At 65.6% G+C, this 12,989-nt stretch carries 9 protein-coding genes; 8 read left to right on the top strand and 1 reads right to left on the bottom strand.

The window, feature by feature from the left end:
- Nucleotides 1–144 precede the first annotated feature (144 nt).
- From tkt to AB7290_RS05880, 8 genes are all read left to right on the top strand, one after another.
- On the top strand, nucleotides 145–2,130 hold the full coding sequence (gene tkt / locus AB7290_RS05915) for a transketolase (RefSeq protein ID WP_085401785.1): 1,986 nt from the start codon (nucleotides 145–147) through the stop codon (nucleotides 2,128–2,130).
- Nucleotides 2,131–2,298: 168 nt separating this feature from the next.
- Nucleotides 2,299–3,306 carry a type I glyceraldehyde-3-phosphate dehydrogenase gene (gene gap, locus AB7290_RS05910; RefSeq protein ID WP_085401784.1) on the top strand — a complete coding sequence of 336 codons (1,008 nt, stop codon included), beginning with the start codon at nucleotides 2,299–2,301 and terminating at the stop codon, nucleotides 3,304–3,306.
- Nucleotides 3,307–3,444: 138 nt separating this feature from the next.
- Nucleotides 3,445–4,641, top strand: a complete 1,197-nt coding sequence (locus AB7290_RS05905) for a phosphoglycerate kinase (RefSeq protein ID WP_063981025.1) — start codon at nucleotides 3,445–3,447, stop codon at nucleotides 4,639–4,641.
- 52 nt (nucleotides 4,642–4,693) lie between these two features.
- Complete coding sequence (gene fba / locus AB7290_RS05900; protein WP_071916654.1) at nucleotides 4,694–5,761, top strand: class II fructose-bisphosphate aldolase; 1,068 nt, start codon at nucleotides 4,694–4,696, stop codon at nucleotides 5,759–5,761.
- 241 nt (nucleotides 5,762–6,002) lie between these two features.
- Nucleotides 6,003–7,028, top strand: a complete 1,026-nt coding sequence (locus AB7290_RS05895; RefSeq protein WP_085401783.1) for a class I fructose-bisphosphate aldolase — start codon at nucleotides 6,003–6,005, stop codon at nucleotides 7,026–7,028.
- Nucleotides 7,029–7,031: 3 nt separating this feature from the next.
- Nucleotides 7,032–7,706, top strand: a complete 675-nt coding sequence (locus AB7290_RS05890) for a thiamine phosphate synthase (RefSeq protein ID WP_441253363.1) — start codon at nucleotides 7,032–7,034, stop codon at nucleotides 7,704–7,706.
- Between the two features lie 8 nt (nucleotides 7,707–7,714).
- A complete protein-coding gene (locus AB7290_RS05885; protein WP_085401781.1) occupies nucleotides 7,715–8,797 on the top strand; it encodes a tetratricopeptide repeat protein in 1,083 nt (360 codons plus the stop codon).
- A gap of 84 nt (nucleotides 8,798–8,881) precedes the next feature.
- Nucleotides 8,882–9,667 carry an inositol monophosphatase family protein gene (locus AB7290_RS05880; RefSeq protein ID WP_028150910.1) on the top strand — a complete coding sequence of 262 codons (786 nt, stop codon included), beginning with the start codon at nucleotides 8,882–8,884 and terminating at the stop codon, nucleotides 9,665–9,667.
- A 161-nt stretch (nucleotides 9,668–9,828) separates the two neighbouring features.
- Here the strand turns inward: AB7290_RS05880 and AB7290_RS05875 are convergent, their stop codons facing one another.
- Nucleotides 9,829–12,984, bottom strand: a complete 3,156-nt coding sequence (locus AB7290_RS05875; RefSeq protein ID WP_085401780.1) for a multidrug efflux RND transporter permease subunit — start codon at nucleotides 12,982–12,984, stop codon at nucleotides 9,829–9,831.
- Nucleotides 12,985–12,989 lie beyond the last annotated feature (5 nt).

The raw sequence follows: 12,989 nt of genomic DNA, 5'->3' as shown, positions 1-12,989 counted from the left end.
AACTTTTACGGCCAAACCGACGTTTGATTGCCTTGGACTCCCGGAACCGAGGTGCTATCCCAGCCCAACCTTCCGTGGCCGCCAGGCTCCCCCCCACGCGGCCCGCACCACTGCCAAGCGCCTCATTTCAGACGGATTTCAGACATGACGCAAGTCGACCACAACCGCATGGCCAACGCGATCCGTGGCCTCTCGATGGACGCTGTCGAGAAGGCGAAATCGGGCCATCCCGGCCTGCCGATGGGCGCCGCCGACGTCGCCACGGTGCTGTTCACGCAATTCCTGAAATTCGACGCCACTGCCACCGACTGGCCCGACCGCGACCGCTTCGTGCTCTCGGCCGGCCACGGTTCGATGCTGCTCTATTCGCTGCTGTATCTGACCGGCAATGCCGACATGACGCTGGATCAGCTCAAGCAGTTCCGCCAGCTCGGCGGCTTGACCCCGGGGCATCCCGAGAACTTCCACACCAAGGGCATCGAGACCACTACCGGTCCGCTCGGCCAGGGGATCTCGACCGCGGTCGGCATGGCGCTCGCCGAGAAGATGCTGGCCGCCGAATTCGGCAAGAAGATCGTCGACCACCACACCTATGTGCTCGCCTCCGACGGCGACCTGATGGAAGGCGTGTCGCAGGAAGCGATCGCGATGGCCGGGCACTGGAAGCTCGGCAAGCTGATCGTGCTCTACGACGACAACGGCATCTCGATCGACGGGCCGACCTCGATCTCCGATTCCGTCGACCAGGTAAAGCGCTTCAAGTCCGCGGGCTGGGCCGCCGAAAAGATCGACGGCCATGACCAGGCCGCCATCACTGCTGCGATCACCCGCGCGCAAAAATCCAACAAGCCGACGCTGATCGCCTGCCGCACCACCATCGGCTTCGGCGCGCCGCACAAGGCCGGCACCGCGAAGGCGCATGGCGAGGCGCTCGGCGCCGACGAGCTCAAGGCCGCCAAGGAAAATCTCGGCATCTCGCTCGAGCCGTTCTCGGTGCCGGATGACGTGCTGAAGGCCTGGCGCGCCGCCGGCAGCCGCGGCGCGGCGGCACGGCAGGAATGGGAGGGACGGCTCGGTGGGCTCGGCAGCCGCAAGCGCGCCGAGTTCGAGCGCCGTCTGCGTCATGAGCGTCCGGCCTCGCTCGCGAAGGCCGTGCGCGCGTACAAGAAGGAGCTGCTGGAAAAGCCGATGACCGCGGCGACCCGCAAATCCTCGGAAGCGGTGATCGAAGTCATCGCCGGCGCGATGCCGATGGAATTCCTCGCAGGCTCCGCCGACCTCACCGGCTCCAACAACAACAAGGCGAAGTCGGCCACAGCTTTCTCGGCCAAGACGCCAAAAGGCCGCTTCATCCATTACGGCATCCGCGAGCACGGCATGGCGGCTGCAATGAACGGCATCTTCCTGCATGGCGGCTTCGCGCCGAACGGTGCGACCTTCCTGGTGTTCACCGACTATGCGCGTCCCGCGATGCGCCTTGCCGCGTTGATGGGCGCCGGTGTCGTCTACGTGATGACGCACGACTCCATCGGCCTCGGCGAAGACGGCCCGACCCACCAGCCGGTCGAGCATCTCGCCGCACTTCGCGCCATTCCGAACATGCGCGTGTTCCGCCCGGCTGACTCCATCGAGGTCGCCGAGTGCTGGGAGCTTGCGCTCAATCGTATCGACGGGCCGACCGTGCTGGCGCTGACGCGTCAGAACCTGCCGCAGCTCCGCACCAATGCGCCGAACGACATTCCTTGCGCGGCCGGCGCCTACGAGCTGGTCGCCGCCCAGGGCGAAGCCAAGGCAACGCTGTTCGCTTCCGGCTCCGAGGTCGAGATCGCGGTCGCCGCCCAGAAGCAGCTCGCCGAGCGCGGCATCGCGTCACGGGTGGTCTCGGTGCCCTCGCTCGAGCTTTTGTTAGCGCAACCAGAAGCCAAGCGTGCCGAGATCATCGGCAACGCGCCGGTGAAGGTCGCGATCGAGGCCGCAGTGCGCTGGGGCTGGGATGCCGTGATCGGCCAGGATGGCGATTTTATCGGCATGCATTCGTTCGGCGCGAGCGCGCCGGCGAAGGATCTTTACAAGCATTTCGGCATTACCGCCGAGGCTGCGGTTAACGCTGTGCTGAAGCGCGTTAGCTGAGAGTTGAGCTTGCCAAAAAAAAGGACTACGTAGTCTCTCATATGATCAAGCATCGCCCGGCCGAACCGGGCGTCCGCCCTAAAAAACCCTCGCAGGCGCGCTAAGCGCGTTGTGCGGGATGATCGGGGTTATCGAACACGTCATTGAACGGTCATAAGGAGATGAAACATGGCAGTCCGCGTCGGAATTAACGGTTTTGGCCGCATCGGCCGCAACATCCTGCGGGCTATTGCCGAGTCCGGCCGCAAGGACATCGAGGTCGTCGGCATCAACGACCTCGGCCCGGTCGAGACCAACGCGCACCTCCTTCGCTTCGACAGCGTCCATGGCCGCTTCCCCGGCACCGTGACCGTCGATGGCGACTCCATCAACCTCGGCGGCGGCAAGATCAAGGTGACCGCCGAGCGCGATCCCTCGAAGCTGCCCTGGAAGGATCTCGGCGTTGACATCGCGATGGAATGCACCGGCATCTTCACCGCGAAGGACAAGGCGTCCGCGCATCTCACCGCCGGCGCCAAGCGCGTTCTCGTTTCCGCGCCCGCCGACGGCGCCGACGCCACCATCGTCTACGGCGTCAACCACGACACGCTGACCAAGGATCACCTGGTCGTCTCCAACGGCTCCTGCACCACCAACTGCCTCGCGCCGGTCGCCAAGGTGCTGAACGACCTGGTCGGCATCGAGACCGGCTTCATGACCACGATCCACGCCTACACCGGCGACCAGCCGACGCTGGACACGCTACACAAGGATCTCTACCGCGGCCGTGCGGCGGCGATGTCGATGATCCCGACCTCGACCGGCGCGGCGAAGGCAATCGGCCTCGTGCTCCCGGAACTCAAGGGCAAGCTCGACGGCGTCTCGATCCGCGTGCCGTCCCCGAACGTCTCGGTCATCGACCTCAAGATCGTCGCCAAGCGCGCCACCGACGCCAAGGAAATCAACGCGGCGATGAAGCGTGCCTCCGAGCAGCAGCTCAAGGGCATTCTCGGCTATACCAATCAGCCGAACGTCTCGATCGACTTCAACCACGATCCGCACTCCTCGACCTTCCACGAGGACCAGACCAAGGTGCAGAACGGCACGCTGGTGCGTGTGATGTCCTGGTACGACAACGAGTGGGGCTTCTCGAACCGCATGGCGGACACCGCCGTCGCGTTCGCGAAGGTGATCTAACTCCGCTCTCGTGTCCCGGACGCGATGCAGCGTGAAACGCTGCGTCGCAGATCCGGGACCCATGTCCCTCCAGCGTAGGTCCCGGTTCTGCACGGCGGCACTCCGCGCCGCTTTGCGCCCGGGACAAGAGAGTGTCCGATGACCAACAAATTCCGCACCCTCGACGACGTCGATGTGAAGGGCAAGCGCGTGCTGCTGCGCGTCGATCTCAACGTGCCCATGGACAACGGGCGCGTCAGCGACGCAACCCGGCTCGAGCGCGTTGCGCCGACCATCACCGAAATCTCGGACAAGGGCGGCAAGGTCATCCTGCTCGCGCATTTCGGCCGACCGAAGGGACGCGACCCCAAGGAGTCGCTCAAGCCGGTTGCTGAAGCGCTGTCGAAGGTCGTGAACAGGCCCGTCGCCTTCGCGGACGACTGCGTCGGCGAGCCCGCGGCCACGGCCGTAGCGGCGTTGAAGGATGGCGACATCCTGTGCCTGGAAAATACCCGCTTCCACAAGGAAGAGGAAAAGAACGATCCCGCCTTCGTCGCCGAGTTGGCGAAACTCGGGGACATCTGGGTCAATGACGCCTTCTCGGCCGCGCACCGCGCCCATGCCACGACCGAAGGCCTCGGCCACAAGCTGCCGGCCTATGCCGGCCGCACCATGCAGGCCGAGCTCGTCGCGCTGGAGAAGGCGCTGGGCTCGCCGACCAAGCCCGTCATCGCGATCATCGGCGGCGCCAAGGTCTCGACCAAGATCGATCTGCTCGAAAACCTCGTCACCAAGGTCGACGCGCTCGTGATCGGCGGCGGCATGGCCAACACCTTCCTGCACGCCCAGGGCGTTGGGATCGGCAAGTCGCTGGCCGAGAAGGATCTTGCCGCGACGGCGATCCGCATCATGGAGAAGGCGGAAGCCGCCAATTGCGCGATCATCCTGCCGGTCGACGCCACCGTCGCCTATCATTTCGCGGCGAACGCGCCCTCGCATGCCTACGGGCTCGATGCGATCCCGGCCGACGGCATGATCCTCGACGTCGGCCCGCAATCGATCGCGCGTGTCCACGCCGCCATCGACGACGCCGCCACGCTGGTCTGGAACGGACCGCTCGGCGCCTTCGAGATGCAGCCGTTCGACCGCGGAACCGTGTCGGCCGCCAAGCATGCCGCCGAGCGCACCAAGGCCAAGAAGCTGATCTCGATCGCGGGCGGCGGCGACACGGTCGCGGCCCTCAACCAGGCCCATGTGGCCGGTCAATTCACCTATGTCTCGACCGCCGGTGGCGCATTTCTTGAATGGATGGAAGGCAAGCCCCTTCCCGGCGTCGAAGTTCTGCGCACCAAGTAATCAGTCGGCCTTTTAAGTCGGCCTTGCAGGCCCAAACCGGAGAAAAAGACAGATGGCTCGGATCACGTTACGTCAATTGCTCGACCATGCAGCGGAGAACGATTACGGCGTACCGGCCTTCAACATCAACAACATGGAGCAGGCGCTGGCGATCATGGACGCGGCCAACACGGTCGACGCGCCCGTCATCATCCAGGCCTCGCGCGGTGCGCGCTCCTACGCCAACGACATCATGCTCAAGCACATGATGGACGCGGTGACCGAGATCTATCCGCACATTCCGGTCTGCGTGCATCTCGACCACGGCAACGAGGCCGCGACCTGCATGACCGCGATCCAGGCCGGCTTCACCTCGGTCATGATGGACGGCTCGCTCAAGGCCGACGGCAAGAGCCCGGCCGACTGGACTTACAATGTCGGCGTCACCAAGACCGTGACCGACATGGCCCATCTCGGCGGCATCTCGGTCGAGGGTGAGCTCGGCGTGCTCGGCTCGCTCGAAACAGGCATGGGCGACAAGGAAGACGGCCACGGCGCCGAAGGCAAGCTGAGCCACGACCAGCTCCTGACCAATCCGGACGAGGCCGTGAAGTTCGTCCAGGAGACCAAGGTGGACGCGCTCGCGATCGCGATGGGCACCTCGCATGGCGCCTACAAATTCACCCGCAAGCCCGACGGCGACATCCTCGCCATGAAGGTGATCGAGGAGATCCACCGCAAGCTGCCGAACACGCATCTCGTGATGCACGGCTCCTCGTCGGTGCCGCAGGACCTCCAGGACATCATCAACGAGTTCGGCGGCAAGATGAAGCCGACCTGGGGCGTTCCGGTCGCCGAGATCCAGCGCGGCATCAAGAACGGCGTGCGCAAGATCAACATCGACACCGACAACCGCATGGCCATGACCGGCCAGATCCGCAAGGTGTTCAAGGAGCACCCGGAAGAGTTCGACCCGCGCAAGTACCTGAAGCCGGCGATGGAAGCGATGACCAAGCTGTGCAAGCAGCGGCTCCAGGAGTTCAATACCGCAGGCCAGGCCTCCAAGTTCAAGAAGGTCCTGACCCCCGCCGAGATGGCCAAGCGCTACGCCAAGGGCGAGCTGGATCCGAAGGTGGCGTAAGGCCTTCAGCCACATCCTCCCGTCATTCCGGGACACGCGAAGCGTGGGCTATGATGCGCAATTGCGCATCTGAGAATCCATAACCACAGCCTGGGGTTATGGATTCCGGGCCTGCGCCTTTCGGCGCATCCCGGAAGGACAGAGGGCCCCCTTTACCCTGCGACGAACGTTAACTCGGCAATTGCCCGAGAACGGTCTATTTTCACAGGCAAGGGCAGCATCGTTTTGGGAGGACCTCTCGATGAATCTGACTGAGCTCAACAGGATCGCGACCGCCATGGTCGCGCCCGGCAAGGGCATCCTTGCCGCCGACGAATCCTCCGGCACCATCAAGAAGCGATTTGACGCGATCGGGGTGGAATCGACGGAAGGCAATCGCCGCGACTATCGCGAGATGCTGTTCCGCTCCAGGGAGGCCATGAGCCAGTACATCTCCGGCGTGATCCTCTATGACGAGACGATCTGGCAAGACGCGAAGGACGGCACGCCACTGGTCAAGCTGATCGAACAGAGCGGCGCCATCCCCGGCATCAAGGTCGACGAGGGCACGCAAGCCCTGCCGATGTGCCCGGGCGAGCTCGTCACCGTCGGGCTCGACAAGCTCGCCGAGCGCCTGAAGAAATATTACGAGCGCGGCGCGCGCTTCGCCAAATGGCGCGCCGTGATCGATATCGGCAGCGGCATTCCGTCGATGACCGCGATCGGCGTCAACGCCCATGCGCTGGCCCGCTACGCAGCGCTGTGCCAGGCCGCGCAGATCGTGCCGATCGTCGAGCCGGAAGTGCTGATGGACGGCGATCACGACATCGACCGCTGCTATGAAGTGACGACCCGCGTGCTCAACAAGACCTTCCAGGAATTGCGCGTGCAGCGCGTTGCGCTCGAAGGCATGGTGCTGAAGCCGAACATGGCGATCTCGGGCAAGAAGTGCGCGAAGCAGGCTCCCGTCGAGGAAGTCGCGGAGAAGACAATTCGGCTGCTGAAGGCCTGCGTGCCCGCGGCCGTGCCCGGTATCGCCTTCCTCTCCGGCGGCCAGTCGGGCGAAGAGGCGACGGCGCATCTCAACGCCATGCACAAGCTTGGCCCGCTGCCCTGGGGCCTGACCTTCTCCTACGGCCGCGCGCTGCAGGCCGCGCCGCAGAAGGCCTGGTCCGGCAAGGCCGAGAATGTCGCAGCCGGCCAAAGTGCATTCAGCCATCGCGCCCGGATGAATGGTCTGGCGTCCAAGGGCGAATGGCAAAGCAGCCTGGAAAAGAAAGCAGCCTAGATCTTGTCGAACAAATCGCCTCCGCCGCGCCCGGCGCCGCGTCTCTATCTCGCGACGCCTGCCATCGATGATCCCGCTGCGTTCGTCGCCGAGCTGCCGGGCCTGCTCGCTGCCGCCGACGTCGCGGCCGTGCTGCTGCGGCTGAAGGAGACCGACCAGCGCAACATGATCACGCGCATCAAGGCGCTGGCCCCGCCGGTCCAGAAGGCGGGCGCCGCGCTGCTCGTTGAAGGTCATGCCGAACTGGTCGCACGTGGCGGCGCCGACGGCGCGCACCTGCCCGGCATCGCCGCGCTGAAAGAGGCGCTGCCATCGCTCAAGCCCGATCGCATCGCCGGCGTCGGCGGGCTGACGACGCGGCACCATTCCATGGATGCGGGCGAGATAGGCGCGGACTACGTGCTGTTCGGCGAACCTGATGCAAAGGGCCAACGCCCGTCGTCCCAGGCGATCGCCGAGCGGCTGGACTGGTGGGCCGAGCTGTTCGAGCCGCCCTGCGTCGGCTTTGCCACCTCGCTCGAAGAGGCGCACGACTTCGCCGCCAGCGGCGCCGATTTCGTGCTGGTCGGCGAATTCGTCTGGTCCGATCCGCGCGGTCCCAAGGCCGCGCTGATCGAGGTCGACGCTGAGATCAAGAAGGCCCATGCGGCCGCGCTTGCGGGTCAGGAGCACGGCTAGCGCCCGACATGAAGCTCCCGCGCATCACCATCCTGGCCACGCTGCTGCTGACGGCGCCCGCGGCCGCGCAGCTCCAGATCACGCCGCCGGTGGCCACGCCGAGCGCCGTGCCTGAGAAAGAGAAGCCCAAGCCGCCTCCGGCCGCCAAGAAGAAGGAGGCCGCGCCGGCGCCAAAACCTTCGGCCTCGCCCAAGCCGGCCGCCTCGCCCAAGCCGGCGCTGCCCGCAACCGTGATCCCCGCACCGGCAACCGACAATCCCAATGTCGACCTGGTGTTCGGCGCCTATCAGCGCGGCCAGTACAAGACGGCGTTCGATCTCGCCACCGCCCGCGCACAAGCGGGCGACCCCAAGGCGATGACCATGCTCGGCGAGCTCTATTCCAACGCCATGGGCATCCGCCGCGACTACGCCAAGGCGCTGGAATGGTACAAGCGCGCCTCCGATGCCGGCGACCGCGAGGCGATGTTCGCGCTCGCCATGCTGCGAATTTCCGGCCGCGGCGGCTCGGTCGACAAAAGCGAGGCGGTGAAGCTGATGGCTTCCGCCGCCAAGCTCGGCGAGCCCAAGGCGGCCTATAACCTCGCGCTGCTTTACCTCGACGGCCAGACCCTGCCGCAGGACGTCAAGCGGTCCGCCGAGCTGCTGCGTCAGGCCGCCGACGCCGGCCTGCCCGAGGCGCAATACGCGCTGGCGACCTTCTACAAGGAAGGCACCGGCGTGCCGAAGGACCCGGAACGCGCGGTGCGGCTGCTCCAGGCGGCTTCACTGGCGGACAATGTCGATGCCGAGGTCGAATATGCCATCGCCATGTTCAACGGCACCGGCACGGTGAAGAACCAGCCGGCCGCCGTCGCGTTGCTCCGCAAGGCCTCCCGCCAGGGCAGCGCGATCGCGCAGAACCGCCTGGCCTGGGTGCTGATCAACGGCATGGGCACGTCCGTGGACAAGGTCGAGGGCTTTAAATGGCACCTGGTGGCGAAAACCTCCGGCAAGGGCGATCCGGAGCTCGACAAGCAATTGTCCGACCTGCCGGCCGAGGACCGGGGCAAGGCCGAGGCCGCCGCCAGAAAATGGCTCGGGACCAAATGACTTGACGCAAAGGCCCTCGCAGGGCACCCCATCCTTCAAACAGGCGCGATTTCGCGCCATTTCCCCCGATCAAGACCAGAGCACATGCTGTATTCCGCCACTATCAACGTCATGGTCAAGGCCGCGCGCCGCGCCGGCCGCAGCCTCAAGCGCGATCTCGGCGAGATCGAGCATCTCCAGGTCTCGCTGAAGGGGCCGGCCAATTTCGTCTCGCTCGCCGACAAGCGCGCCGAGGAGATCCTCTACCAGGACCTCGCCAAGGCCCGCCCCGGCTACGGCTTCATCGGCGAGGAAGGCGGCACCCGCGAAGGCAGCGACAAGAGCCACACCTGGATCGTCGACCCGCTCGACGGCACCACCAACTTCCTGCACGGCATCCCGCAATTCGCGATCTCGATCGGCCTCGTGCGCGAGGGCACGATCATTGCGGGCGTGATCTACAACCCCGCCAATGACGAGCTCTACATCGCCGAGCGCGGCAAGGGCGCCTTCCTCAACGACCAGCGCCTGCGCGTGGCCGGCCGCCGCCAGCTCAACGAATGCGTGGTGGCCTGTGGCCTGCCGCATATCGGCCGCGGCGACCACGAGGAATTCCGCCGCGAGATGACCGCGATCCAGGACCGCGTCGCGGGCCTCCGCCGTTTCGGCGCCGCCTCGCTCGACCTGGCCTTCGTCGCCGCCGGCCGCCTCGACGGCTACTGGGAGCGCAACCTGCAATCCTGGGACATCGCCGCCGGCATGATCATGGTGCGCGAGGCGGGCGGCACGGTGAGCGACATCGCAACGCCGGGCGACGCGCTGGTGACCGGGCATGTCGTGTGCGGCAACGAGTTCGTGCACGGGGAGCTGGTGAAGATTTTGCGGAAGTAGGCGTAAGGCGAAGCCCTGCGCTTCACACTCCGCCGTCATCACCCGCCTTGTGCGCACTTGCGCACTGGAGCGGGTGATCCAGTATTCCAGAGACGTTTGTTGGATACGGAAGGGCCGCGGCGTACTGGATGCCCCGCCTGCGCGGGGCATGACAGCTCGCCTTATGGCTTCACCGGCGCGGGCGGCCCGTACGCCTCGCCGTCCTTCGCCGCAGCCGGCTCCCGATCTCCCGCGAGCACGCGCTGCACCGAGACGAAGAACACCGGCACCATCAGCAGCGCCAGGATCACCACCGCGATCATGCCGCCCATCACGATGCTGCCGAGCGCCTGCTGGCTGGCGCCGCCGGCGCCGTGCGCAATCGCCATCGGCAGCACGCCGCAGATGAAGGCAAGGCCGGTCATCAGGATCGGGCGGAAGCGCAGGCGGCAGGCTTCGATGGTGGCGTCCACCAGCGGCTTGCCTTCCTTGCGCAGGTCCTTGGCGAACTCGATGATCAGAATCGCGTCCTTTGCCGCGAGGCCGATGATGGTGATCAGGCCGACGGTGAAATAGACGTCGTTGGGCAGGCCGCGCAGCATCGCCGCGGCCACCGCGCCGACGATGCCGAGCGGCACCGTGAGCAGCACCGCGAGCGGAATGGTCCAGCTCTCGTAGAGCGCGGCAAGACACAGGAACACCACGAACACCGACAGTGCCAGCAGGAACGGCGCCTGCGAGCCCGACAGTTTTTCCTGGAGCGACTGTCCGGTCCATTCATAGCCGAAGCCGCGCGGCAATTTGCCGGCAAGCCGCTCCATCTCGGCGATCGCGTCGCCCGAGGTGAAGCCGGGTTTCGCCTCGCCGGAGATGCGCACTGCCGGATAATAATTGAAGCCCGCGATCTGCGTCGGGCCGCGCGCCCATTCGACCGTGGCGAAGGACGAGAACGGCACGAGCTGGCCACGGCTGTTCTTGACGTTGTAGTTGAGGATGTCCTCGGTCCGCATGCGGTCGCGGGCATCGGCCTGCACCACGACGCGCTGCATGCGGCCGCGGTTCGGGAAGTCGTTGATGTAGTTCGAGCCGAGATTGGTCGAGATCGTGTTGTTGATGTCCTCGAAGGTGACACCGAAGGCGCCGGCCTTCTCGCGGTCGATCACGAGATTGACCACGCCGGCCTCGGGCAGGCCCTCGATATAGACCTTCTGAAGCACCGGGCTCGCATTGGCCTCCGCGATCAGCTGGTCGGCGGCGCGCATCAATGCCGGATAGCCTTTCTGGCCGCGGTCCTGGAGGCGGAACGAGAAGCCCGAGGAGTTGCCGAGATTGTCGATCGGCGGCGGCTGGAGCGCAGAGATCTTTGCATCGCGGATCGACGACGACAGATCGCGGTTGATGTCGTTGACGATCGCCGCGGCAGAGTCCTTCGGCCCGCGCTCCGACCAGTCCTTCAGCGTGATGAAGGCCTGCGCGGTGTTCATGCCCTGGCCAGAGAAGCTGAAGCCGGTGAGGAAGGTGACATCCTTCACACCCGGCCGCTCGGCGAGATATTTCTCGACCTTCTCGATGACGGCCTCGGTGCGGGGATACGACGAATCCGACGGCGTCTGCACGTCGGTGGTGACGAAGCCCTGGTCGTCGATCGGCAGGAAGCCGCCGGGCAGGCTGACGAAGGCCCAGGAGAGACCAGCCAGCAGCGCGACATAGACCAGCATCAGGCGGCCGGTCCGCTTCAGCGAGAAGCCGACGGTGCGGGAATAGCCCTCCTTGCCGCCTTCGAGCATGCGGTTGAACCAGCCGAACACGCCCCGCTTCGCATGGCCGTGGCCGGCCGCGACGGGCTTCAGAATCGTCGCGCACAGCGCCGGCGTCAGCGACAGCGCGAGGAAGGCGGAGAAGCCGATCGCGGCGACCATGGTCACCGAGAACTGGCGGTAGATGATGCCGACCGAGCCTGGGAAGAACGCCATCGGCACGAACACCGCCATCAGCACCAGCGTGATGCCGATGATGGCGCCCGATATCTGCGCCATCGCCTTGCGCGTCGCTTCCTTCGGCGGCAGGCCTTCCTCGGACATGATGCGTTCGACGTTCTCGACCACGACGATGGCGTCGTCGACGAGGATGCCGACCGCGAGCACCATGCCGAACATCGAGAGCATGTTGATGGAATAGCCGGCGAGCAGCAGCGTGGTACACGCGCCCAGCAGCGCCACGGGCACCACGATGGTCGGGATGATGGTGTAGCGGATGTTCTGCAGGAACAGGAACATCACCACGAATACCAGCACCACGGCTTCGACCAGCGTCGTCAGCACCTTCTTGATCGAGGCCTCGACCACGGGCGTGATGTTGTAGGGGATCTCGTAGGAGATGTTGGCCGGGAAGAAGCGCGACAGCTCCTTCATCTTCTCCTCGACCGCGCTCGCGGTCGCCAGCGCGTTGCCGGTCGGCGACATCAGCACGGAGAGGCCCGCGGTCGGCTTGCCGTTCAGGCGCGTGTTGAACTGGTAGCTGAGGCCGCCGACCTCGATGCGTGCGACGTCGCGCAACCGCACGGTCGAACCGTCGGCATTGGCGCGCAGGATGATGGAACCGAATTCGTCCGGCGACGAGAGCTGGCCCTTGACCAGCACCAGCGAGGAGGTGCGCTGGCTCGAGGTCGACGGCTCGGCGCCGATGCTGCCCGAAGCGACCTGTGCGTTCTGCGCGGCGATCGCCTTGTTGACGTCGTCCGCGGTCAGCCCGTAGCCGACCAGCTTTGCCGGATCGACCCAGACGCGCAAGCTACGTTCGGTCGAATAGAGCGTGGCCCGGCCGACGCCGGGGATGCGGCGGATCTCGCCGAGCACGTTGCGGATCATGAAGTCGCCGAGGCCGACTTCGTCGAGGCTGCCGTCGGTCGAGTTCAGCGTGATGATCTGGAGCACGGCGCTCGAGGCTTCCTCGATCAGGATGCCCTGCTGGATCACCGCACGCGGCAGCCGCGCTTCGACGCGCTTGATGCGGTTCTGCACCTCGACGGAGGCGGCGCTGGTATCGGTGCCCGGCTGGAAATTGGCGATGATCTCGACCTGGCCGAGCGAGTCGCTGGTCGATTCGAAATTGAGGATGCCGGAGGCGCCGTTGAGCTCCTCCTCGATCAGCCGGGTGACGCTGTTGTAGAGGTTTTCGGGCGAGGCGCCGGGATAGCTGGTCGAGATCGAGATCGAGGGCGGCGCGATGATCGGATATTGCGCGATCGGCAGCAGCGGGACCGCGATCGCGCCGATCAAGCAGATGAACAGCGCGACCACCCAGGCGAAGATCGGCCTGTCGATGAAGAAACTCGCCATGGCGC

The sequence above is a fragment of the Bradyrhizobium sp. 613_E4_N2_2 genome (assembly GCF_052075995.1).
In the GTDB taxonomy this organism is placed as follows: Bacteria; Pseudomonadota; Alphaproteobacteria; order Rhizobiales; family Xanthobacteraceae; genus Bradyrhizobium; species Bradyrhizobium barranii.
The sequence above is the reverse complement of the archived record's forward strand: the minus strand, read 5'-3'. Positions and strand labels throughout refer to the sequence as shown.

Bases quoted from the DNA above. Each gene is read 5' to 3' on its own strand.
- gap (WP_085401784.1), top strand. From the start codon at position 2,299: ATGGCAGTCCGCGTCGGAATTAACGGTTTTGGCCGCATCGGCCGCAAC.
- fba (WP_071916654.1), top strand. From the start codon at position 4,694: ATGGCTCGGATCACGTTACGTCAATTGCTCGACCATGCAGCGGAGAAC.
- AB7290_RS05875 (WP_085401780.1), bottom strand. From the start codon at position 12,984: ATGGCGAGTTTCTTCATCGACAGGCCGATCTTCGCCTGGGTGGTCGCG.
- AB7290_RS05885 (WP_085401781.1), top strand. From the start codon at position 7,715: ATGAAGCTCCCGCGCATCACCATCCTGGCCACGCTGCTGCTGACGGCG.
- AB7290_RS05905 (WP_063981025.1), top strand. From the start codon at position 3,445: ATGACCAACAAATTCCGCACCCTCGACGACGTCGATGTGAAGGGCAAG.
- AB7290_RS05895 (WP_085401783.1), top strand. From the start codon at position 6,003: ATGAATCTGACTGAGCTCAACAGGATCGCGACCGCCATGGTCGCGCCC.
- AB7290_RS05880 (WP_028150910.1), top strand. From the start codon at position 8,882: ATGCTGTATTCCGCCACTATCAACGTCATGGTCAAGGCCGCGCGCCGC.
- tkt (WP_085401785.1), top strand. From the start codon at position 145: ATGACGCAAGTCGACCACAACCGCATGGCCAACGCGATCCGTGGCCTC.